Source organism: Umezawaea endophytica, from assembly GCF_025061645.1.
Taxonomy (GTDB): Bacteria; Actinomycetota; Actinomycetes; order Mycobacteriales; family Pseudonocardiaceae; genus Umezawaea; species Umezawaea endophytica.
Genome location: NZ_JANYMP010000009.1, coordinates 153,778 through 175,631, shown reverse-complemented (window position 1 = coordinate 175,631; position 21,854 = coordinate 153,778). Strand labels below are relative to the sequence as shown.

The window sequence follows — 21,854 nt, the reverse complement described above, 5'->3', positions numbered from 1 at the left end:
CGTGCTCCCCCCTGGGTCGGCATCCCCCTTGAGGGGGACTCGGTTTCACCCCGCACGGCGACGACTCCCCGTCTCCCGATCCCTAGGTTCGACATCGATTGGGGCGGTGATGAGAGCACTACTGGTGATCTTGTGCGTGATCGGTTTCGCCTGGGGCGGAACGATTCCCGCGGCGGCGGACGGCGCGGCGGGCGGCGGCGACATCCAGGTCGCGCAGACGTTGGGGGACCGCGAGCTGACGGTGATCATCCGGCGGATCGAGCCGGTGCCCGGTCCGGTGCACGTGGACGTGGTGACGCACGTCGGCAGCCCGGCGGGCGACCTGGGGCTGAGGCTGAACCGCGACGGCGGCACGGTGAGCGGCACGACCGTGCGGCTCACGGCGAAGCCGGGCTTCCACACCGGCACGCTGCGGGTGGACGGGCCGGGGCCGTGGGAACTCGTGGTCGACGACGGCCAACGGGTGGCCACGATCCCGTTCGTGGTGCCCGCGCGGGTGATGTCGCCGCCGCAGAACGCGGCGTACGGCGGGTTCGTCGCGGCGGGTGTGCTGATGCTGGTGACGATCGCCGTGGCGCTGCGCCGCGGCGGCGCGGCCTCGTTCGTGCCCGCGGCGGGCGTGGTCGCGGCGCTGGCCGTGGCCGTCACGGCGGCGCTGCTGTCGTCGTCCGTGCCGCCGCCGCCCGCGCCGGGCAGCGACCTCGACCCGTCGGTGGACAACGTCACCGACCCGTACGCCAACGCGCAGGCGTCCACAGTGGACTACTCGCGACCGCCGGTGAACCTGGTGGCCACGGCCGTGGACGACGACCTTCGGCTGGCGCTGACCGACGGATCGACCGGACGGCCGGTGGACGACCTCCTGGTGCACGACAGCGCGTTCGCGCACCTGGGCGTCGTGTCGCCGAGCGGGAAGCTGTGGCACCTGCACCCGGTGCGGGTCGGTCCGGGCGACTTCCGGGCGAAGCTGGTCGCGCCCGAGCCCGGCCGGTACGCGGTGGCCGCCGAGATCTCCCGACGGGGCGGCGGGCGGCAACTCCTGCGCACGACGGTCACGCTCGCGGCCGGGGGCACGGCCGCGCCCGCCACCGAGGACGTCCCGCTGGACCGGAAGATCGCCGCGGCGGGCTCGCCGAGCACGATCACCGCCCGGTTCGGCGCGCGGGACCTCCAGCCGTGGCTCGGGATGGTCGGCCACCTGATCGTGGTCGGGCCGGTCACCGGGGAGGTCGCGGACGCGCCGGTGTGGGCGCACGTGCACGCGATGACGCCGCCGACACCGGAGCTGCCGGACAAACCGGACGAGAGCGTCGCGGCGTTCGGCCCGGACGTGCCGTTCACCTACTCGTTCCCGTTGCCCGGCCGGTACCTCGTGTGGGTGCAGGCCGAGCGCGGCTACGCCGTGCGCACGACGCCCGCGGTGGTCGACGTCCCGGCGGCCGGGGGTGAGCGGCGGTGAACAGGCGCGCGATCGTCGCGGGCGCGGCGCTGGCGGTGGTGGTGGCCCTCGTGGCACTGGTGTTCCGCGGCACCGCCGACAGCGGCACCACGAGCGCGTCGGCCTCCGGCTCGCGGTACACCGTCCGGCTCTCGGTGGACGACCCGCGCACCGGGCCGAACTCGCTGGGCTTCGAGGTCACCGACAAGGCCGGGACCCCGGTCGCGCCGGACGAGGTGACCGTCGAGCCGGTGATGCCGGTGATGGGCCACGCGCTCGCCCCCGTCACCGCGAACCCCGAGGGGCAGGGCCGTTTCCGCGCCCCCACCGCGGACCTGCCGATGGCCGGTCCGTGGCAGATCACCGTCTCGCTGCGCGACGCGAGCGGTGTCGACCAAGTCGTACTTCCGTTGTTGGTGAAGGGATGAGGGGACCGAACATGGATCTCACCGCGTCGAGGGCCTCGGTGGCCGCGACGACCAGGACAGTGCCGCGAGGGGTGACCGCGGCGAGCTTCGTGCTGGGCGGCACGGTGCTGTCGTTGACCGGGCTGACCTGGGACATCCAGTGGCACAGCGACGTCGGGCCGGACACGTTCTTCACGCTGCCGCACCTGCTGCTCTACTCCGGCAGCGCGTTCTCCGGCATAGCGAGCCTCGTGGTCGTGCTGCTGACGACGGCGGCCCAGCGCGCGGGCAGGCCGGTGGACCCGACGGTCGGCGGCCGGGCGGTCGCGGTGTTCGGCCGCACGTTCGCCGCCCCCGTCGGCTACCTGATCTCCGGCATCGGCGCCGCGTCGTTCCTGATCTACGGCCTGTGGGACCAGTGGTGGCACGGGCTGTACGGGTTCGACGCGGTGATCGCGTCACCGCCGCACATCGGGCTGCTGCTGTCGATCACCATCACGATGGTCGGAGCGGTGATGGTGTTCGCCGTCGTCCGCTCGCGGACCTGGGGCGCGGCGTGGGCGCTGATCTCGCTGGCGGTGCTGCTGACGTTCAGCACGGTGACGGCGATCGGCCTGTCGCAGATCGACGTGGGCAACCTGAACACGGTGACGATCGGCCTGTCGTTCCTGTGCGTGCTGATCGTCGTCATGGGCGCCCGCCTGCTCGACCGGCCGGGCGGGGCGCTCGGCGTCGCCGTCGCGGTGGCCGTCCTGCAAGGCGTGTACTGGTGGTTCTCGCCGTGGGCGACGCGGGTCTACGCGGACTCGACCGGGCTGCCGCTGCGCGACTACGTCGTCGGCGTCCCCGGCCTGCCCGCACTGATGCCGATGTGCCTGCTGCTGGTCGCGGTCGTGATCGAGGGGCTGCTGGTGCTCGGGCGGCGCGACGGCCGGTCGCTGAAGGTGTTCGGGCTGGTCGCGGGCGCGATCGGCGGCCTGCTGGTGGCCGCGCTGGCGCCCGTGCAGAACAACCTGCTGTACGGCAACGGGTTCCCGCAGGTGTCGGGGATCGTCGGCACCGCGGTCGCGGGCCTGGTGTTCGGCGCGGCGGGCGGCCTGCTCGGCGTTCGGTTCGGCGGGATGCTGCGGCACCTCGCCCCGGTTCGGGAAGGGCGGTAGCGCCGTGGGCGTCAAGAAGACCGTTGTGGCGCTGCTCGGCGTCGTGGGGCTGCTGTTCGGCACGGCGGGCACGGCGCTCGCGTACGAGCCGGTGAACGTCGTGCACACCGAGCAGGTCCAGGCCGGGCCGTACGCGCTGACCGTCGGGTTCAGCACGTGGCCGGTGAAGGCGCTCCAGTCGCTGGACTTCACGTTCGTGCCGGACGGCGGGATCGCGGACAAGAGCGGCACGCTCTCGCTGGCCAGGCCGGGTGGGAGGAGGTCGGTCGAGCCGGACCCGCTGGTGCGGCACCCGCGCAAGCTGGACGTGTGGGGGCTCGACATCACCGCCCTCCCGGACCCCGGTGAGTGGAAGTTCACGTTCACCGTCGACGGCCCCGACGGGTCGGGGACGGGTGAACTGGTCCTGCCCGTCCAGGAGCAGCCGGGTCCCCCGATGGGGTTGAGCTGGGCGGTCAGCACGGTTCCCCTGTTCGGCCTGGTGGCGCTGATCGTGATCGCCTGGCGGAGGACTCGCGAGGACACCTCGGTTTAGTGCTGAGCGGCCTCCTGGGGAAGACTGGCGGCGTTACCCCGTCCGGATCAACACCCAGGAGGCCGTCCTCCGTGCGACGCAGGAGCATTGCGACGACGTTGGCCGCACTGGCCCTTGGCGCGATGCTCGCCGCCACCTTCCACCAGGAGGTGGTCCCGAGACTCGGCCTCCCCGACGCCGCCCCCGACGGGCGGCCGGGCGGCGGGCAACCGCAGGGAGGGGCCCCGTCCGACCCGTGCGCGCCGGTCGTCGCGGGCCTGTCGCAGCGGCAGCAGCTCGCGCAGTTGCTCCAGGTGGGCGTGAAGCCGGAGAACTCCGAGGACGCGGTGGCGATCGTGTCGGCCGAGCAGGTCGGCGGCATCTTCATCGGCGGTGACGCGACCGGTCTGCTGACCGGTGGCGCGCTGGCACTGGTCAGGGCCGTCTCGAAGCTGCCGATCACCGTGTCGGTCGACGACGAGGGCGGCCGCGTCCAGCGGATCGACGCCATGGACGGCACCCTGCCGAGCGCTCGCGCCCTGGTCGCCGCGAACTCCCCCGAGCAGGTCCGCGAGCTGGCCAAGACGCGTGGCGGGCAACTGCGGGCCAGGGGCGTGACGATGGACCTCGCGCCGGTCGTGGACACCAGCGCGCAGGCCGACGACACGGTCATCGGCGACCGGTCCTGGAGCGCGGACCCGGTCGTCGCCCGCACGTACGCCGCGGCGTTCGCCGCCGGGCTGCGCGACTCGGGCGTCCAACCCGTGCTCAAGCACTTCCCCGGCCACGGCAACGCGAGCGGCGACTCCCACCAGGGCCTGGTCAGCACGCCCCCGCTGGCCGAGCTGAAGACCAAGGACCTGCTCCCCTACCAGGACATCCAGGCCTACGGTCCGGTCGCCGTGATGGTCGGCCACCTCGACGTGCCCGGCCTGACCGACGGCACGCCCGCGACCCTGAGCCCGGCCGCGTACCAACTCCTGCGCACCGAGTACAAGTTCGACGGCGTGGCCATGACCGACGACCTCGGCGCGATGAAGGCCGTCACGAACCTCGTCGACCTGCCCGAGGCCGTGCGGCAGGCCCTCGCCGCGGGCGCGGACGTGGCGCTGTGGTCCAGCGGTGGCCGGGTCGGCGAGGTGCTGGACGGCCTGGAGCAGGCGCTCGGCAACGGCGGGCTGGCCAAGGAGCGCGTGGCCGACGCCCTGCACCGCGTGCTGAAGTCCAAGGGCGCGTGCTGACACCGACGTAGGGGGAACCATGCGGGCGACCGCCCACCGCACCGTGTCCGGGGCGCTGGACCGGCTGGACGACCGGGCGCTCGCGGCGCTGCTGGAGGGCGCGACCCCGCTGGGCGCCGGGGTCGGCGGCACGTCGGCGTCGCTGAACGTCGAGGGCGTGCGGGTGTTCGTGAAGAAGGTGCCGCTGACGGACCTGGAACTGCGGCCGGAGAACATCCGGTCCACCGCGAACCTGTTCGGGCTGCCGACGTTCTTCCAGTACGGCATCGGCTCGGCCGGGTTCGGCGCGTGGCGGGAGCTGGCCGTGCACGAGATGACCACCGGGTGGGTGCTGGGCGGCGAGCACGCCGGTTTCCCGCTGATGCACCACTGGCGGGTGCTGCCCGGTTCGTCGCCGACGCCCGAGGAGCACGGCGACCTGGAGCGGACGATCGCGTTCTGGGGCGGCTCGGAGGGCGTGCGCGCCCGGTTCGAGGCGCTGCGCCGGTCGTCCGCGCACCTGGTGCTGTTCCTGGAGTTCGTGCCCCAGACCGTGCACGACTGGCTGCTGGACCGGGTCGCCGACGGCTCGGTGGACACCGCGATCCCGCTGGTGCACCGCGGCCTCCGCGCGACCGCGGACTTCCTGCGGTCCCGCGGGGTGCTGCACTTCGACGCCCACTTCAACAACCTGCTGACCGACGGCGAACGGCTCTACTTCGCCGACTTCGGGCTGGCCATCAGCTCCGACTTCGACCTCTCCCCCGCCGAGGTGGACTTCTTCGCCGCGCACCGCGACTACGACCGCTGCTACACGGTGTCGCACCTGCTCGGCTGGTTCGACCGGAACCTCGACCCGCTGCCCGAGTCGGCCGCCGCCCTGTCCCGCCGCTACCGCGCGGTCGCGGACACGATCGGTCCGTTCTACCGGCAGTTGCAGGGCCCCGACCGCGACACCCGCTACCCCACCGCCGCGCTGGAGCGGGCGTGGGAGTTGCCGGAGGACTCCGAGCCGGGGAGGGTGTGGCGATGAGCACCTCGGAGGAACGGGACGGCGTCGCGCTGACCAACCTGGACCAGCCGCTGTTCGACGGGTCCGAGGCGACCAAGCGCGACCTGGTCGACTACCTGGACGCGGTGTCGGCCAAGATCGTCCCGGTGCTGGCCGACCGGCCGCTGTCGGTGATGCGCGTGCGGCCCGGCCAGGCGCCGTTCATGCAGAAGAACCTGCCGAAGTACACCCCGGAGTGGGTGCGCAGGCAGCCGATCTGGGCCGAGGCGTCGAAGCGGGAGATCTCCTACGGCGTGTGCGACGACCGGCGGACCCTGTTGTGGTTCGCGAACCAGCGCGCGGTCGAGTACCACCCGACGCTGTACCCGCGCGACCGGTGGAACCACCCGACGCACCTCGTGCTGGACCTCGACCCGCCCGAGGAGGACGCGTTCCACCTCGCCGTCCAGGCCGCGCACCTCGTGCGGCGCGCGCTGGCCGACTCCGGGCTGGAGGGCGCGGTGAAGACCAGCGGCGCCAAGGGCGTGCACGTGTTCGTGCCGATCGTGGACACGCCCGCGGACGACGTCGCCGCCGCGTGCCGCGCGCTCGCCGCCCGCGCCGAACGGCTGGACCCCGCCGTGGCGACGACGGCGTTCATCGTGGAGGACCGCCACGGCAAGGTGTTCCTCGACTCGACCCGCGCCGGCGGCGCCACCGTCGCCGCCGCGTACAGCCCCAGGCTGCGCCCCGGCGCCCCCGTGTCGTTCCCGGTGTCGTGGGACGACCTGGACGGCGTGGCCCCCGCCGACTTCACCCTGAAGACCGCGGCGGGCCTGCTCGGCGACCGCGACCCGTGGGCCGAGTCGATGCCAGCCCCGCAGGAGCTGGGCGCGGACCTGGTCGCCGAGGGCCACACCATCCCGGTCGCCCGCGTGCAGGCGATGCACGAGGGCAAGCGCCGCGCGAAGGCCAAGCGCGGCGAGTAGCGCCGAAACCGCTTAGGGCAGCGGCTGGTGGCTGGGCACGGCCAGCCGGTTCCACGCGTTGATCGACACGATCGCCCACACCAGCGCCTGGTACTGGGGCTCGGTGAACACCGCCGTCACTCGGTCGTACACGTCGTCCGGCACGTCCTGGGTGACCGACAGCCGGGTGATCGCCTCGGTCAGCTCGAGCGCGGCGCGCTCCTCCGCGGTGAACAGCTCGGTCTCGCGCCACGCGTCGAGCACGAAGATCCGCCGCGGCTCCTCGCCCCCCTTCACCGCGTCCCTGGTGTGCATGTCGAGGCAGAACGCGCACCCGTTGAGCTGCGACGCCCTGATCTTGACCAGTTCGAGGAGGGACTTGGCGAGACCGTGCTCGCGTGCGGCGCGGACGACCTCGCCTTCGAGCGCGATCATGGCCTTGTACGGGCCTGCCAGGCCGGGACTCATCTGGATTCGTTTGGACACGTCACCGACGGTAGTCCGAACTGGCCCACGAGTATGGTCCAGTCCCATGTCGGAACCGTGGTCCAGTTCGGTGGACGCCCACCTGAACTGGACGCCGGGCACGGGGAGCACGGGCCTGGCCGACACGATCAGGGCCGCCATCCGCGACGGCCGTTGGCTCCCCGGCGTCGTCGTCCCGTCGACCCGAGCGCTCGCGCACGACCTCGGCGTCGCGCGCGGCACCGTGACCAGGGTGTACGCCGACCTGGCCGCCGAGGGCTACCTGACCACGAGCCAGGGCGCGCCGACCCGCGTGGCGACGGCGGGCGCGGAGCCGAAGACCGGCCCGCCCGCCGCCAGGGAGGCGCGGACGCCCCGGTGGACCCTCGAACCCGGCCGCCCGGACCCGTCGAGCTTCCCCCGCGACCAGTGGCTGGCGGCGACGAAGCGGGTCGTGCAGCACACCCCCAACAGCTCGTTCGACTACGGCGGCCCCGCCGGGGCGCTGCCGCTGCGCGAAACGCTGGCGGCCTACCTCGGCCGGGCCAGGGGCGTGCGCGCCGATCCGTCACGCATCGTCGTGTGCTCCGGCTTCTCCCACGCGATCACCGTGCTGGGCCGCGCCCTGCGCGACCTCGGGCACGAGGAGATGGCGTTCGAGGACCCGTCGTTCACCCTGTTCCGCGACCTCGCCACGGCCGCGGGCCAGCGCGTGGTCGGTGTCCCGGTCGACGACGACGGCCTGCGGGTGTCCGACCTCCACAGCCCGACGGCCGTCGTCACGCCCGCCCACCAGTTCCCGCTGGGCGTCACCCTCGCGCCCGCCCGCCGCACGGCGCTGGTCCGCTCCGGCGCGGTCGTCGTCGAGGACGACTACGACGGCGAGTTCCGATTCGACCGCCAGCAGGTGGGCGCGCTCCAGGCGTTGGCGCCCGAACAGGTCGTCTACGCCGGGACCGCCAGCAAGACCCTGTCGCCGTCCCTCCGCCTGGGCTGGATGGTCCTGCCCCGCGCCCTCGTCGAACCGGTGCTGGCGGCGATCACGGCGAGCGGCGCCCAGCCGCCGACGCTGAACCAGCTCGTGCTCGCCGACCTCATCGCCTCCGGCGCCTACGACCGCCACGTCCGCCGCTGCCGCCTCGACTACCGCTCCCGCCACGACCGCCTGGTGACCGCGCTCCCGCCCCACCTGGAGGTGCGCGGCATCTCGGCGGGCCTGCACCTCGTCGTGCCGCTGCCCCCGGACGCCGAGGCCGCCCTGCCCGCCACGGCCGCCCGGCACTCGCTGGGCGTCGAACCCCTCAGCAGGCTGTGGATCGACCGGACGGCCCGGCGCGGCGGCGTCATCGTCGGCTACGGCGCGTCGTCCAAGCCCGCGTTCGGCGGCGCGCTGGCCGCGCTGCTGGCCGTTCTGCACGAGCTGACCGGCTGATTCCGGGTTAGGTTGGCCCGCATGGCTGGCAAGAGCGGGTCTCCGGCGGTGGAACTGGAAGTCGGCGACCGGACCGTGCGGATCTCCAACCCGGACCGCGTCTACTTCTCCGCGCGCGGTGAGACGAAGCTCGACCTCGCCCGGTACTACCTGTCCGTCGGCGACGGCGTCGTGCGCGCGCTGCGGGAGCGGCCGTGCATGACGCACCGGTTCCCGGACGGCGTGGACGGGGAGAAGGTGCACCAGAAGCGGTTGCCGCACGGGGCGCCGCCGTGGGTGGAGACGGTGCGGGTGAAGTTCCCGCGCTACAACCGGCACGCGGACGAGCTGTGCGTGACGCACGTGGCGGACGTGGTGTGGTCGGTGCAGATGTCGGCGGTCGAGTTCCACCCGTGGAACTCGCGGCGGGCGGACACCGAGAAGCCGGACGAGTGGCGGATCGACCTGGACCCGATGCCGGACTGCGACTTCGCGACGGTCCGGCGGGTCGCGCACGTGGCGCACGAGGTGCTGGACGAGCTGGGCGCGGTGGGCTGGCCGAAGACCTCCGGTGGCAACGGGCTGCACGTGTACGTGCGGATCCGGCCGGACTGGGGGTTCGCCGACGTGCGGCGGGCCGCGCTGGCGTTCGCGCGCGAGGTCGAACGGCGAGCGCCGGATGACGTGACGACCACGTGGTGGCGCAAGGACCGCGATCCGGCGAAGCTGTTCGTGGACTACAACCAGAACGCCCGCGACCACACGATCGCCGCCGCGTACTCGGTGCGCGGCAACCGCGAGGGCACGGTGTCCACACCGATCGCGTGGGACGAAGTGGACGGTGTGGACCCTCGGGAGTTCACCATCGCCACGGTGCCCGCCCGGTTCGCCTCGCTCGGCGACCTGCACGCGGGCATCGACGACGCCGTGTTCTCGCTCGACCCGCTGCTGGAGTGGGCCGAGCGCGACGAGCGGGAGGGCGCGGCCGATCCCGGCGGTGCCGACGACTGACGTCAGGCGAACCCCAAGTTTTGCCGCGAGCCGTGGACCTCGCCGGTCGCGGGAGTCGACCATGGCCCAGCGGCGCGACGAGGCGCCGCAGTCACGAGGAGGTCCGCTTGTGAGAGCCGTACTGGCCGGATCGCTGGGCGTAGCGCTCGCCCTGGGTCTCACCTCACCAGCCTCCGCGGCCACCGGCCCCGAGGTCACCGCGTGCCCGACGGCACTCCCCGCGGACACCACCTGCTACGGCGGCCAGGACGTCAACGGCGCTCACTACACGATCGCCATGCCCAAGGTGTGGAACGGTTCCCTGGTGGTGCACTCGCACGGCGGCCCCGACCTCGGCGCGCCGACGCCCGCCCGCACGACCGACGACCTGACCCGCTGGTCGGTCATGGTCCGCGAGGGTTACCTGTGGGCCGGGTCGTCCTACCGGCGCGGTGGCTACGGCACGCGCATGGGCGCCGCGGACACGGAGAACCTGCGCAAGATCGTCGTCGCGAAGTTCGGCGAGCCGCGCAAGACGTTCCTGCACGGCCAGTCGTGGGGCGGCGACGTGGCGGCCAAGACCGCCGAGATCTACCCGCGCTCCTACGACGCCGTGCTGCTCACCAGCGGTGTCCTCGCGGGAGGGTCGCGCGGCTACGACTACCGCGTCGACCTGCGCGTGGTCTACCAGTACTACTGCGGCAACCACCCCAGGCCGACCGAGCCGCAGTACCCGCTGTGGCAGGGCTTGCGGGCCGACTCGACGATGACCGGCACCGGCCTGCGGGCCCGGCTGGAGGAGTGCACCGGCATCACGTCGACCACGCGAACCCCGTTGCAGCAGCGGAACCTGACCGACATCCTCGCCGTCACGCGCATCACCGAGAGCGCGCTGGCGTCCCACCTGAACTTCGCCACGTTCACGTTCCGCGACATCGTCCACAACAGACTGGGCGACCGGAACCCGTTCAGCAACAAGGGTGTCCGCTACTCGGGCTCGCACGACGACGCCGCGCTCAACGCCGGTGTGGAGCGCTTCTCCGCCGATCCGCCCGCCAAGCGCGACCTGTCCTACGACAGCGACATCACCGGCACCATCGCCGTTCCCGTGCTCACCATGCACGCGATCGGCGACCCGACGGCGTTCGTGGAGCACGAGGCCGCGTTCCGCGCGTCGATGGGATGGCGGCCGAACCTGGTGCAGACGTTCACCACGGAGACCGAGCACAGCGCGTTGAGCGACTCCGAGTACGCGAGCGCGTTGAAGGCACTGGTGACGTGGGAGCGCACCGGCCGCAAGCCCACCCCGGCGTCGGTCGCCGCGTCGTGCCCGGCCAACGACGCCAAGTACGGCAAGGGCTGCTTCTTCAACCCCTCGTACACCCCCGCGTCCTACGCGTCCCGCGTGAACGCCCGTCCCGGCGGCACCCACTGGCCCGCGCTGACACCGCTCCAGTCGTTCCTGTGGGAGCGGCAGGGGGTCCGGGGCATCGCCCCGTGACTCACCCGCGCAGCCACCGCTCCAGCCTGCGCGTGACCCACGGCAGGAGGAAGTAGGTCATCACCGGCGTCAGCACCAGCGTCGTGATCATCACCCGCAGCACCACGTTCAGGTCGGCGATCACCTTCCCGAGGGTGAGGGTGGCGAGCAGGTTCAACGGGAAGAACACGATCCAGATGGTCGTGGCCTGCTTCCACCGCGGCGGGGCCTTGGCCGTGTGCTCCACCAACTCCCGCTCCACCGGCGGGTCGAACCACCCCTCGATCCCGGTCCGCCGCTCGGTCCGCGTGTGCTCCACCAGCCCCTGGGCCGTGTGCAACCACCACTTGCGCTGCGGCGAGTCCTCCCACGCCGCCAACGCCGCGGGACTCGCGAACCGGTACAACATGTGCCACTCCCCCGACCCCGGCCCCGTCCGCACCCACCCGCCACCCAGGTAACCGTCGAACGTCTGCGCCATCGAGATGCCCGCCTGCACCCAGGCGTGCATCTCGGTCTGGTGCGCGGGATCGGCCTGCCGGGTGATCGCGACCGTCACCGGGCTGCCGGGAGTACCGGTCATGCGGGTCAGCGTGCCACCGGGACGACCGATCCACCCGCTATGACGGGGCCGCCATGACCACTGTCACCCCTGGTGACCCACCCGCGGTTCCCCTCCCCCGTGACCACTCAACCGCCGCGTGACGCTCGGGGGGCCGGATCCCGGACTAACCTGGAAAAACCTGGACGACACGTGGGGGCGATGTGGGGGCGGTTCGCGGCGGGCCGGATCCCGGCTCGGTGGAGACCTCGGCCGACCTGGTCCGCGAGCTCGACCTGTTGCGCGTGCGGGCCGCCGCGGGGAGCCGCAAGGCCCGTGTGACGCTGGAGGACCTGGCCGCGCGGGTGGCGTTGCCGCGCTCGACCGTCCACGCGTACGTGTCCGGCGTGACGACCGCGCCCGCCGACGTGCTGGACCGCGTGGTGATCGCGCTGGGCGCGTCGCCCGCCGAGCAGGCGGCGTGGAGCGAGGCGTGGTTCCGGGTGGTGCGCGGGTCGCGGAAGCGCACGGCCGTACCGCGCCAACTGCCGCCGGACGTGTCGGCGTTCACCGGCCGGGCCGAGGCGCTGGCCGAGTTGGACCGGCTGCTCGGCGAGGCGGGCAGGCGGGCGGTCGTGGTCTCCGCCATCGCCGGGACGGCGGGCGTCGGCAAGACCGCGCTGGCGGTCCACTGGGCGCACCGGGTCGCCGACCGGTTCCCGGACGGCCAGCTCTACCTCGACCTGCGCGGCTACGACGCCCCGACGAGCACGGCCGACGCGCTCGCGGCGCTGCTGGGTGACCTTGGCGTGAGCGGCGCGGACCTCCCCCAGACGCTCGCCGGGCGGGTCAGCCGGTACCGGACGCTGCTGGCGGACCGGCGCGCGCTGGTCGTGCTGGACAACGCGAACAGCCCGGAGCAGGTGCGCGACCTGCTGCCCGGCAACGCCCGGTGCTTCGTCCTCATCACCAGCCGCGACGCGCTCACCGGCCTGGTCGCGCGGGACGGCGCCCGACGGGTCGACCTCGACCTGCTCACCGCGGACGAGGCGGCGGCACTGCTGCGCGGCGTGCTCGGCGACCGCGTCGACGCCGAACCGGAGGCCGTGCGGGACCTGGCGGAGCTGTGCGCCCGGCTGCCGCTGGCGTTGCGGATCGCCGCCGCTCACGTCCTGGGCGGGCGCCGAACGATCGCGGACCACGTGACGGCGCTGCGCTCGGGCGACCGGCTGACCGCGCTCGAAGTGCCCGGCGATCCGGGCACGGCCGTGCGAGCGGCGATCGACCTGTCCTACCGGGCGCTGGACCCGGCCGCGCGGCGAACGTTCCGGCTCATGGGCCTCATGCCCGGCCACGACGTGACCGCGCCCGTCGTGGCGGCCCTGACGGACACCGCCGACGTGGGCCGCACGCTGCGCGACCTCACCGCGGCCCACCTGGTCGACGAGCACGTGCCGGGCCGGTACACGTTCCACGACCTGCTCCGGCTCTACGCCGTGGAGAAGTGCGAGGACGAGGAACCGGCCAGGGCGCGCGTGCTGGAGCACTACGCGGCACGGGCGTTGGAGGCCACGCAACTGGTCTACCCGACACCCCACCGGCGGGTCCTCGGTGTTCCCGAGCCCACCTTCACCGACGCCGCCGAGGCGAACCGGTGGTTGGCCGACGAGTTCACCACGCTCGTCGCCTGCGCCCGCGTGGCCGACTCCCCCCTCACAGCCGCACGGCTGTGCACCGCGCTGTACCCGACGTTGGAGCAGCACCGGCTGATGGCCGACTGGTTCGGCACCGCACGGTCCGTGCTGGCCACGACGCGTCGCCACGACCACGCGATCGGTCAGGTGTACGCGCTCACGGCGCTGGGCAGCGCCCACTGGTGCGTGTGCGAGTACGACGACGCCCTGGTCCACCTCACCGAGGCGCGGGCCGTGGTCGACCGCGCGGGCCTGACCGACCTCCTGCCCTTCGTCCTGACCCACCTGGGCCGGGCCTACATCTCGATGGGGCGCCTGCGCGACTCCGCCACCACGTACCGGCACGTGCTGGACGCGACCCCGCCCACCGACCCCAGCACCAGCGCCCGGCTGGCCATCCTGGCCAACGTCCACTGGGAACTAGGTGACCTTCGAGTGGCCTACGACCTGCACGAACAGGCGATCCAGCACGCACAGAGCCCCTCACACGAACTGTGCGCCCGAGCCCGCGCGGGCCTGTCCGCCCAAGCGCTGGGCTTCGTCGACCAGGCCGTCGAGCACTACCTCACGGGCCTGACCCTGTGCCACGAGCTGGACGACCCGCCGGAGCGGGCGGGCATCCTCAGCAACCTGGCGGGCACCTACCGCGACCTCGGCCGTCACCAGGACGCCCTCCGCACCGCCCGCGAGTCGTTGGAGATCTCGACCAGGATCGGCATGCTCCGCACCCGCACCAGCGGCCACCACGTCCTCGGCAGCACCCACCTCCTGCTCGGCGACCACGACACCGCGCTGACCGAACTCCACACGTCGTTGGACCTGGCCACCACCGCCTCGCACCCACGGGGTCGCGGCGACGCGCTCGTGTCGTTGGCCGAACTCCACCACGCGTTGGGCGACCACGACCTGGCGCGGAAGCTGGCACGGGAGGCGCTGGACCTGAGCCGCGGCACCGGGCACAAGCTGATCGAGGGCGAGGCGCAGCGCGTGCTGGCCGAGGCCGACCACGCTTCGGGCCGCGACGGCCTCCGCTCGGCCACCGCAGCCCGCGATCTGCACCAGCGCTCCGGCTACGCCCTTGGCCTGAAGCGAGCCGAGGCGACGTTGGCGCGACTGAGGGGCTAGACCTACTCGTCGCGCTGCCGCAGCTCACGAAGCTGGTCGCGGAGGTTGTCGACATCCCATCGCATGTGTCCGCCGGGAGTCACCAGATCGGGTGAAACGACTTTGTCCTTCGCCCAGCGCTGGAGCGTGCTCGTCCCCACGCCGAGTTCTTTCGCCGCTTCGGAAGTGGTGACCAACTTGCCCATGCATGGATCTTCCACGGCGATTGAGCGCGTTACCCCGTAAGTGGGGCGTTCGAGGCGTTTGAGGCGTTTAACAGCGATCGAGGCGCTAACCTTCGCTCGATGTGAGGAGGTGCCCCCGTGCGCCCGTTCAAGTGGCTGCCCCACGACGGCAGCCGTCACGCCATCGCGGTGACCCTCTACCCCGGCGACCAAGGCCTGACCCTGTGCGGCGAGGAGTTGGACATCCCGAAAGCCCCGCCGCCGATGTGGCCGCAGGGCTGTTGGCCCGAGTGCCAGAGGTGCGATGACCTCTGGCGCAAGGCCGAGGGGATTCGCCGTCGGGCGTCAGCTCACTTGGGCTCGTAGGCCAGGTTCGGGCGGAGCCAGCGTTCGACCTCGGCCACGGGCATGCCGCGGCGTACGGCGTAGTCCTCGATCTGGTCCTTGCCCAGCCGTCCGACGGTGAAGTACCGCGACGCCTCGTGCGCGAAGATCAACCCACTCACGCTCGCCGCGGGTGTCATGGCGTAGGACGTGGTCAGGCCCATCCCGAGCGACTCGGCGTCCAGCAGCTCGAACAGCTCGACCTTCTCGCTGTGGTCCGGCGAAGCCGGGTACCCCAGCGCGGGCCGGATGCCGCGGAAGCGTTCGGCGTGCAGGTCGGCCAGGTCCGGCGTGGATCCGGGCTCGAACCAGTTCTGCCGCGCCTCCAGGTGGATGTACTCGGCGAACGCCTCGGCCAAGCGATCGGCCAGCGCCTTGACCATGATCGCCCGGTAGTCGTCCTGCTGCTCCTCGTAGTGCGCCGCAAGGGTTTCCGCGCCGTGGATGGCCACGGCGAAGCCGCCGACGTGGTCGCCTTCGGGAGCGACGTAGTCGGACAGGCAGCGGTTCGGGCGGCTCAACGGTTTCACGGTCTGCTGGCGCAGCATCGGGAAGGTGGGACCGTCCTCCAGGACGATGTCGTCACCGGACGAGTGCGCGGGCCAGTACCCGTAGGCCCCGCGGGCCTGGAAGGACTCGTCGGCGACGATCTGGTCCAGCAGCTTGTTGGCGTCGTCGAACAGCTCCCGCGCCACCGGCTGGTCCAGGATCGCCGGGTACTTGCCCTTCAGCTCCCACGCCAGGAACAGGAACTGCCAGTCGATCATCGCGCGCAACGCGGGCAGGTCCGGTTCGACCAACCGCAGACCGGTGAACGCGGGCACCGGCAGCGAGTCGAAGGAGACGACCTCGCGGTTCGCGCGGGCGTCCGAAAGCGACAGCATCGGCTGCCGCTTCTTGTTCTCGTGCTGCTCCCGCAGGGTTTCCTGGTCCGCGCGGTTGCTCACCGCGAGCGCTTCGGCGCGGTCGTGGTCCAGCAGGTCCGAGACGACGCCGACGACCCGCGACGCGTCGAGCACGTGCACGGTGGTCTGCTCGTACGCCGGGGCGATGCGGACGGCGGTGTGCTGGCGGGACGTCGTCGCGCCGCCGATGAGCAGCGGCAGCTTCAGGCCGCGGCGCTCCATCTCCTTGGCGACGGTGACCATCTCGTCCAACGACGGCGTGATCAGGCCGGAAAGCCCGACGGCGTCGGCGTTCTCGGCGACGGCGGTGTCCAGGATGACCGACGCGGGCACCATCACGCCGAGGTCGATGACCTCGTAGTTGTTGCAGCCCAGCACGACCCCGACGATGTTCTTGCCGATGTCGTGGACGTCGCCCTTCACCGTCGCGAGCACGACCTTGCCCTGGCCGCGGCTGACCTGCGCCCGGCCTTCCTGCCGGGCCAACTCCTTCTCGGCCTCCATGAACGGCTCCAGGTAGGCGACCGAGCGCTTCATCACGCGCGCGCTCTTCACCACCTGCGGCAGGAACATCTTCCCGGCGCCGAACAGGTCGCCGACGATCTTCATGCCGTCCATCAGCGGACCCTCGATCACCTGGAGCGGCCGGTCCATCTCCAGCCGGGCCTCCTCGGTGTCGGCCTCGATGAAGTCGACGATGCCGTGCACCAGCGCGTGCGCGAGCCGCTCCTTCACCGGGGCCTCGCGCCACTCCAGGTTGACGACGCGCTTGGTGCCCGATCCCTTGACGTTCTCGGCGAACGTGACCAGCCGGTCCGTCGCGTCCTCGCGGCGGTCGAACAGCACGTCCTCCACCAGTTCCAGCAGGTCCGCCGGGATGTCCTGGTAGACCGCGAGCTGGCCTGCGTTGACGATGCCCATGTCCAGGCCGACCTGCACGGCGTGGAACAGGAACGCCGAGTGCATGGCCTCGCGCACGACGTCGTTGCCGCGGAAGGAGAACGACAGGTTCGAGATGCCGCCGCTGATGTGGACGCCTGGACATCGCTCCTTGATCAGCGGCAGCGCGTCGATGAACGCCTTGGCGTAGCCGTTGTGCTCGGCGATGCCGGTCGCGACCGCGAGGACGTTCGGGTCGAACACGATGTCCTCTGGCGGGAACCCGGCCTGCTGGGTCAGCAGGTCGTAGGCACGGCCGCAGATCGCCACCTTGCGCTCGGTCGTGTCGGCCTGGCCCTGCTCGTCGAACGCCATCACCACGACGCCCGCGCCGTAGTCGCGGATGCGGCGGGCCTGCTCCAGGAAGGGCTCCTCGCCCTCCTTGAGGCTGATCGAGTTCACGACCCCCTTGCCCTGCACGCACTTCAGGCCCGCTTCGAGCACGCTCCACCGCGAACTGTCGATCATCACGGGGATGCGCGCGACCTCGGGCTCGGTCGCGATCAGGTTGAGGAACGTGGTCATCGCCTGCTCGCTGTCGAGCAGGTCGGCGTCCATGTTGACGTCCAGGAGGTTCGCGCCACCGCGCACCTGCTCCAGCGCCACGTCCACGGCCGCCTGGTGGTTGTCGCCCTCGATGAGCCGGCGGAACTTCGCCGAGCCCGTCACGTTCGTGCGCTCGCCGATCATCACGAACCCGGTGTCCTGGCCGATCGCGAACGGCTCCAGGCCGCTGAACCGGGTGCGCTCCGGCGCGCCGGGCACGACGCGCGGCGCCAGACCGGACACGGCCTGCGCGATCTTCTCGATGTGCGCGGGGGTCGTGCCGCAGCAGCCGCCCGCGATGTTGACCATGCCCTGCTCGGCGAAGTCCTTGAGCAGCGCGGACGTCTCGTCCGGCGTCTCGTCGTAGCCGCCGAAGGCGTTCGGCAGACCGGCGTTCGGGTGGCACGCCGTGTACGTGTCGGCGAACCGCGCCAGCTCGGCGACGTGCGGCCGCATCTCCTCCGCGCCCAGCGAGCAGTTCACGCCGACCACGAGCGGTTTCGCGTGCTCGACCGAACTCCAGAACGCCTCGACCGTCTGGCCGGACAGCGTGCGCCCGGAGAGGTCCACGATGGTCACCGAGATCCACAGCGGCAGGTCGGGCGCGACCTCGCGGGCCGCGGCGATGGCCGCCTTGGCGTTGAGGGTGTCGAAGATGGTCTCGACCAGCAGCAGGTCGACGCCGCCTTCGACGAGCGCGGAGATCTGCTCCGCGTAGGTGTCGCGCACCTGGTCGAACGACACGGCGCGGTACGCCGGGTCCTCCACTCGGGGCGACAGCGACAACGTCACGTTCAGCGGGCCGATCGAGCCCGCGACGAACCGGCCGCCGAACTCGTCCGCTGCCTGGCGGGCGAGCTGCGCGCCCTGCACGTTCATGTCCCGCACCAGGCCCTGGAGGCCGTAGTCGGCCTGGCCGATGCTGGTGGCGGTGAACGTGTTCGTCGTCGTGATGTCCGCGCCCGCGGCGAGGTACTGCCGGTGCACGTCGAGGATGACGTCCGGCCGGGTCAGGTTCAGCAGGTCCGGGTCGCCGGTGACGTCGTGCGTGTGGTTCTGGAACCGATCCGCCTTGTAATCGGCCTCGGTGAGGCCCGCTCCTTGCAGCATGGTTCCCCACGCGCCGTCGAGCACCGCGATTCGCTGGTCCAGCAGGTCACGCAGGTCGCTCACGGGCAGCCTCCACGGTGGTGTGGAGGCGCCCTTGCTGACCGGAGGACGGGTCGAGCGTGGCGGACCGGGGTCCGTGGTCCGTTGCAGCGCCTCTCGACCCTTGCCCGAGATTACCGGAACCGGCGGTAGATTGCGGCCGTGGACCAGATCGTGGACATCTACACCGACGGCGCCTGCTGGACCAACCCCGGACCCGGTGGTTGGGGCGCTGTGCTCCGGTACGGCGAGCACGAGAAGGAACTGTGCGGCGGCGAGGCCGAGGAGACCACGAACAACCGGATGGAGCTGACCGCGCCCATCCGCGCGTTGGACCACCTCAAGCGCCCGGTGACCGTCCGGTTGTTCACCGACAGCACATACGTCCGCAACGGGATCACCGCGTGGATCCCCAAGTGGAAGGCCAACGGCTGGCTCACCGCGGCCAAGCAGCCGGTGAAGAACGCCGACCTGTGGGTGCTGCTGGAAAAAGCCGTGGAACGCCACACGGTCGAGTGGCGCTGGGTCAAGGGCCACGCCGGGGATCCGGGCAACGAGCACGCCGACCGGCTGGCGTTGCGCGGTTTGGAGGAAGCGCTCCGCGAAGCGGGCCACGACCCGGCGACGTACCGGTCGACGGCCAGGTAAAACCCGTTGGTCCGGACAGGACGCCGCTGCGATGATCCGCCCGTGGCCGTCCTCTCCGCACCCGATGGAACGTCCCTCGTCTACACCGAGATCGGCGAGGGCCCGCCGCTGGTGTGCCTGCCGGGCGGTCCGATGCAGGACGCGGCGTACCTCGGTGACCTGGGTGGACCATTCGGCCGCCGGTTGGTCCTGCTGGACCCGCGCGGCACCGGCCGGTCGGGAACGCCCGCCGACCTCACGTCCTGCCGCTGCGACCGCTTGGTCGCCGACGTCGACGCGCTGCGCGTCCACCTCGGCCTGGACCGCGTCGACCTGCTCGGCCACTCCGCGGGCGCCAACCTCGCCGTCACGTACGCCGCGACCCACCCCGACCGCGTGAGCGGGCTCGTCCTGGTCACGCCGAGCACTTTCGCCGTCGGCCTCACCACCACCGCCGACCACCGGCGCGACGTGCTGCGCCGACGTGCGGACGAGCCGTGGCACGACGGCGTGTCAACGGCCTTCGAGCAGATCGTCGCCGGTCAGGGCTCCGACTGGGACGCGCTCGTGCCCTTCACCTACGGCCGCTGGGATGACGCCGCCCGAGCCCACCACGCCGCCCAGGAGGGCCGCCGGAACGACGAGGCCGCCGCGGCGTTCCGCGCGGAGGGCGCCTTCTCCCCGGAGAAGACCCGAGCGGCACTGGCGACGTTCCCCGCACCGGTCCTGCTCATCGCGGGCGACCTCGACATGTCCGTCCCCCCACCCGTCGTGGCCGCGTTCGCGGACCTGTTCCCGAACGCGCGCCTCCACGTCCAGTCCGGCGCAGGCCACTTCCCGTGGCTGGACGACCCGGTCCGGTTCGCCGCGACCATCAGGGAGTTCCCAGCCGAGCGGCCCGCGTGATCAGGTAGTTCCGCTCCGGCGTGCTCGCCGTCCTGGCCGCCGCCGACCGGTAGTGCTCCACCGCCGCATCGACGTCGCCCGCCATCTCGCACAGGTGCGCGCGCACCGCCGCCAGTCGGTAGTGCCCGTCCAGCCGTTCGGCCACCGCGTCCAGCAGCGCCAGGCCCGCGGGCGGACCGTGCACCATCGCCACGGCGACGGCGCGGTTCAGGGCGACGACCGGGTTGCCGGTCATGCGTTCCAGCAGCCCGTAGAGGCCGAGGATCTCCGGCCAGTCGGTGTCCTCCGGGCGGGCCGCGTCGTCGTGGACGGCGGCGATGGCGGCTTGGAGCTGGTACTCCCCCACCATCCCCCTGGACACCGCGCCGGTCACCAGCGCGACGCCCTCGACGATGAGCCCGTGGTCCCAGAGGGTCCTGTCCTGCTCGGCCAGCGGGATCAGGGAGCCGTCGGCGGCGGTGCGGGCCGGGCGGCGGGCGTCGGTCAGCAGCATGAGCGCGAGGAGGCCCGCGACCTCGCCGTCGTCCGGCAGGACGGCGTGGACGGCGCGGGCCAGGCGGATCGCTTCGCCGGACAGTTCGCCGCGGTGCAGCTCGTGGCCCGCGCTGCTGGTGTAGCCCTCGTTGAACAGCAGGTAGAGGACCCGCAGCACCGAGCGCAGCCGGGGCGCGCGGTCGTCGCCGACGGGCATCGCGAACGGCACCCCGGACGTCTTCACGCGCTGCTTGGCGCGGCTGATGCGCTGCGCCATGGTCGTCTCGGGCACCAGGAACGCGGTGGCGATCTCGGCCGTGGTCAGACCGGCCACCGCGCGCAGCGTCAACGCGATGGCCGACGCGGGCGTCAGCGCCGGGTGGCAGCACAGGAACAGCAGGACGAGCGTGTCGTCGCGGTCGGCCACGTCGACGGGCGGCGGTTCCAGTGCTACGGCGGTGTCCTCGCGCCTGCGGCGGGCCCGTTCGCTGCGGAACTGGTCGGTCATCCGCCGCGCCGCGGCCTGGACCAGCCACCCGCGCGGGTTGTCCGGGACGCCTTCGGCGGGCCAGTGCAGCGCGGCGGCCAGCAGCGCCTCCTGCACGGCGTCCTCGGCGGCCGCGAAGTCGCCGAACCGGCGGACGAGCACGCCGAGGACCTGCGGCGCGTGCTCCCGCAGCAGGTCCTCGACGCCGGTCGTCACTGCTCGACGCTCGGCGCGCTCATCACTTCCCGCACCTCGATCGGCTGGCCGATCGGCCTGCCGCCGGGGCCGGGGGCCGCGGACGCCTGCGCGGCGATCTCCAGCGCCCGCTCCTCGGTCTCCACGTCGACCGTCCAGTAGCCCGCGAGGAACTCCTTCGTCTCCGGGAACGGCCCGTCGGTCACGACCGGCGCGCCCTCGCCCTTGAAGACGACGACCTTCGCCACCTCGGGCCCGGCGAGGCCCTGGCCGTCGACCAGCTCACCCTTGTCGCTCAACTCCTGGCCCAGCGCCTGCTGGAAGTCGATGTGCGCCTTGATGTCGCCGGGGGCCCAGGTGGTGATCGGCTCCACGCCCTCGATCTTCTGGTAGCTCATCAGCAGCATGAACTTCGGCATCGTCGTCTCCTCGTGTCCGCCGCACCGGTTCTCCGGGGCCGTCATGGGTAGGACGGAGCACGTGGCGAGTTCTCGACATCCCGCTTGGAATGGCGTCGAGGTCCACGCGCCGGAGCGCCAATCCTGGCACCTGACGAGCCTTCCAGCAGCGGAAACCGCTCAGTGGACGATCTCGGCCGGTTCGTCGCGACGGCGACGCCCGCGGCCACCACGCCGGGCCGGGCCACGCGGCCGAGCGTGGAGGACCCGGCCACT

The 21,854-nt window shown here is 72.2% G+C and carries 20 protein-coding genes and 1 riboswitch; of the genes, 14 read left to right on the top strand and 6 right to left on the bottom strand.

Annotation, left to right across the window (positions count from 1 at the left end; all coding sequences use genetic code 11):
• Positions 1-109: 109 nt before the first annotated feature.
• The 7 genes from NZH93_RS20630 to NZH93_RS20600 all read left to right on the top strand — a co-directional run bounded on the left by NZH93_RS20630 (position 110) and on the right by NZH93_RS20600 (position 6,719).
• Positions 110-1,459 carry a DUF8832 domain-containing protein gene (locus tag NZH93_RS20630; RefSeq protein ID WP_259624778.1) on the top strand — a complete coding sequence of 450 codons (1,350 nt, stop codon included), beginning with the start codon at positions 110-112 and terminating at the stop codon, positions 1,457-1,459.
• Complete coding sequence (locus NZH93_RS20625) at positions 1,456-1,866, top strand: FixH family protein (protein ID WP_259624777.1); 411 nt, start codon at positions 1,456-1,458, stop codon at positions 1,864-1,866. Before NZH93_RS20630 ends, NZH93_RS20625 begins: the two co-directional genes overlap by 4 nt.
• Positions 1,867-1,877: 11 nt before the next feature.
• A complete protein-coding gene (locus tag NZH93_RS20620) occupies positions 1,878-3,005 on the top strand; it encodes a hypothetical protein (RefSeq protein WP_259624776.1) in 1,128 nt (375 codons plus the stop codon).
• A gap of 4 nt (positions 3,006-3,009) precedes the next feature.
• Positions 3,010-3,540, top strand: coding sequence for a hypothetical protein (locus NZH93_RS20615; protein ID WP_259624775.1), 531 nt, complete (start codon positions 3,010-3,012; stop codon positions 3,538-3,540).
• Between the two features lie 122 nt (positions 3,541-3,662).
• On the top strand, positions 3,663-4,760 hold the full coding sequence (locus NZH93_RS20610) for a glycoside hydrolase family 3 N-terminal domain-containing protein (protein WP_276023824.1): 1,098 nt from the start codon (positions 3,663-3,665) through the stop codon (positions 4,758-4,760).
• Between the two features lie 19 nt (positions 4,761-4,779).
• Positions 4,780-5,772, top strand: a complete 993-nt coding sequence (locus tag NZH93_RS20605) for a BUD32 family EKC/KEOPS complex subunit (RefSeq protein ID WP_259624773.1) — start codon at positions 4,780-4,782, stop codon at positions 5,770-5,772.
• Positions 5,769-6,719, top strand: coding sequence for a DNA polymerase domain-containing protein (locus NZH93_RS20600; protein WP_259624772.1), 951 nt, complete (start codon positions 5,769-5,771; stop codon positions 6,717-6,719). Before NZH93_RS20605 ends, NZH93_RS20600 begins: the two co-directional genes overlap by 4 nt.
• Positions 6,720-6,731: 12 nt before the next feature.
• Here NZH93_RS20600 and NZH93_RS20595 read toward each other — a convergent pair whose 3' ends face one another.
• Positions 6,732-7,184, bottom strand: coding sequence for a carboxymuconolactone decarboxylase family protein (locus tag NZH93_RS20595; RefSeq protein ID WP_259624771.1), 453 nt, complete (start codon positions 7,182-7,184; stop codon positions 6,732-6,734).
• Positions 7,185-7,230: 46 nt separating this feature from the next.
• Between NZH93_RS20595 and pdxR the strand changes: the two genes are divergently transcribed.
• The 3 genes from pdxR (at position 7,231) to NZH93_RS20580 (ending at position 11,065) form a co-directional block, all read left to right on the top strand.
• On the top strand, positions 7,231-8,595 hold the full coding sequence (gene pdxR, locus NZH93_RS20590) for a MocR-like pyridoxine biosynthesis transcription factor PdxR (protein WP_259624770.1): 1,365 nt from the start codon (positions 7,231-7,233) through the stop codon (positions 8,593-8,595).
• 21 nt (positions 8,596-8,616) lie between these two features.
• Positions 8,617-9,585, top strand: coding sequence for a non-homologous end-joining DNA ligase (gene ligD / locus NZH93_RS20585; protein ID WP_259624769.1), 969 nt, complete (start codon positions 8,617-8,619; stop codon positions 9,583-9,585).
• A 109-nt stretch (positions 9,586-9,694) separates the two neighbouring features.
• Positions 9,695-11,065 carry an alpha/beta hydrolase family protein gene (locus tag NZH93_RS20580; protein ID WP_259624768.1) on the top strand — a complete coding sequence of 457 codons (1,371 nt, stop codon included), beginning with the start codon at positions 9,695-9,697 and terminating at the stop codon, positions 11,063-11,065.
• Position 11,066: 1 nt separating this feature from the next.
• On the opposite strand, the gene NZH93_RS20575 is transcribed toward NZH93_RS20580, so the two are convergent.
• Complete coding sequence (locus NZH93_RS20575) at positions 11,067-11,627, bottom strand: antibiotic biosynthesis monooxygenase (protein ID WP_259624767.1); 561 nt, start codon at positions 11,625-11,627, stop codon at positions 11,067-11,069.
• A 182-nt stretch (positions 11,628-11,809) separates the two neighbouring features.
• Between NZH93_RS20575 and NZH93_RS20570 the strand changes: the two genes are divergently transcribed.
• A complete protein-coding gene (locus tag NZH93_RS20570; protein ID WP_259624766.1) occupies positions 11,810-14,404 on the top strand; it encodes an ATP-binding protein in 2,595 nt (864 codons plus the stop codon).
• Between the two features lie 2 nt (positions 14,405-14,406).
• Here NZH93_RS20570 and NZH93_RS20565 read toward each other — a convergent pair whose 3' ends face one another.
• Positions 14,407-14,589, bottom strand: a complete 183-nt coding sequence (locus NZH93_RS20565) for a MerR family transcriptional regulator (RefSeq protein WP_259624765.1) — start codon at positions 14,587-14,589, stop codon at positions 14,407-14,409.
• Positions 14,590-14,706: 117 nt separating this feature from the next.
• On the opposite strand from NZH93_RS20565, the gene NZH93_RS20560 reads away from it, so the two are divergent.
• Positions 14,707-14,934, top strand: coding sequence for an HC3 family zinc finger protein (locus NZH93_RS20560; protein ID WP_259624764.1), 228 nt, complete (start codon positions 14,707-14,709; stop codon positions 14,932-14,934).
• On the opposite strand, the gene metH is transcribed toward NZH93_RS20560, so the two are convergent.
• Entirely contained in the window at positions 14,919-18,506 is a 3,588-nt protein-coding gene (metH, locus tag NZH93_RS20555; protein WP_372506728.1) for a methionine synthase, read from the bottom strand. The genes NZH93_RS20560 and metH overlap by 16 nt on opposite strands.
• Before the next feature lie 25 nt (positions 18,507-18,531).
• Positions 18,532-18,616: riboswitch (S-adenosyl-L-homocysteine riboswitch) on the bottom strand.
• A gap of 37 nt (positions 18,617-18,653) precedes the next feature.
• Here metH and rnhA point away from each other — a divergent pair.
• On the top strand, positions 18,654-19,139 hold the full coding sequence (rnhA, locus tag NZH93_RS20550) for a ribonuclease HI (RefSeq protein ID WP_259624763.1): 486 nt from the start codon (positions 18,654-18,656) through the stop codon (positions 19,137-19,139).
• 42 nt (positions 19,140-19,181) lie between these two features.
• On the top strand, positions 19,182-20,024 hold the full coding sequence (locus tag NZH93_RS20545; protein ID WP_259624762.1) for an alpha/beta fold hydrolase: 843 nt from the start codon (positions 19,182-19,184) through the stop codon (positions 20,022-20,024).
• Here NZH93_RS20545 and NZH93_RS20540 read toward each other — a convergent pair.
• Together NZH93_RS20540 and NZH93_RS20535 are read right to left on the bottom strand one after the other, a co-directional pair.
• Positions 19,993-21,201, bottom strand: a complete 1,209-nt coding sequence (locus tag NZH93_RS20540; protein WP_259624761.1) for an RNA polymerase sigma factor — start codon at positions 21,199-21,201, stop codon at positions 19,993-19,995. The two genes, NZH93_RS20545 and NZH93_RS20540, sit on opposite strands and share 32 nt — an antisense overlap.
• Positions 21,198-21,599, bottom strand: a complete 402-nt coding sequence (locus NZH93_RS20535) for a YciI family protein (RefSeq protein ID WP_259624760.1) — start codon at positions 21,597-21,599, stop codon at positions 21,198-21,200. The genes NZH93_RS20540 and NZH93_RS20535 overlap by 4 nt, the downstream gene beginning before the upstream one ends.
• Positions 21,600-21,854 lie beyond the last annotated feature (255 nt).

Bases quoted from the DNA above. Each gene is read 5' to 3' on its own strand.
- NZH93_RS20610 (WP_276023824.1), top strand. From the start codon at position 3,663: ATGCTCGCCGCCACCTTCCACCAGGAGGTGGTCCCGAGACTCGGCCTC.
- pdxR (WP_259624770.1), top strand. From the start codon at position 7,231: ATGTCGGAACCGTGGTCCAGTTCGGTGGACGCCCACCTGAACTGGACG.
- NZH93_RS20535 (WP_259624760.1), bottom strand. From the start codon at position 21,599: ATGCCGAAGTTCATGCTGCTGATGAGCTACCAGAAGATCGAGGGCGTG.
- NZH93_RS20575 (WP_259624767.1), bottom strand. From the start codon at position 11,627: ATGACCGGTACTCCCGGCAGCCCGGTGACGGTCGCGATCACCCGGCAG.
- ligD (WP_259624769.1), top strand. From the start codon at position 8,617: ATGGCTGGCAAGAGCGGGTCTCCGGCGGTGGAACTGGAAGTCGGCGAC.
- NZH93_RS20630 (WP_259624778.1), top strand. From the start codon at position 110: ATGAGAGCACTACTGGTGATCTTGTGCGTGATCGGTTTCGCCTGGGGC.
- NZH93_RS20620 (WP_259624776.1), top strand. From the start codon at position 1,878: ATGGATCTCACCGCGTCGAGGGCCTCGGTGGCCGCGACGACCAGGACA.
- NZH93_RS20565 (WP_259624765.1), bottom strand. From the start codon at position 14,589: ATGGGCAAGTTGGTCACCACTTCCGAAGCGGCGAAAGAACTCGGCGTG.
- NZH93_RS20600 (WP_259624772.1), top strand. From the start codon at position 5,769: ATGAGCACCTCGGAGGAACGGGACGGCGTCGCGCTGACCAACCTGGAC.
- NZH93_RS20605 (WP_259624773.1), top strand. From the start codon at position 4,780: ATGCGGGCGACCGCCCACCGCACCGTGTCCGGGGCGCTGGACCGGCTG.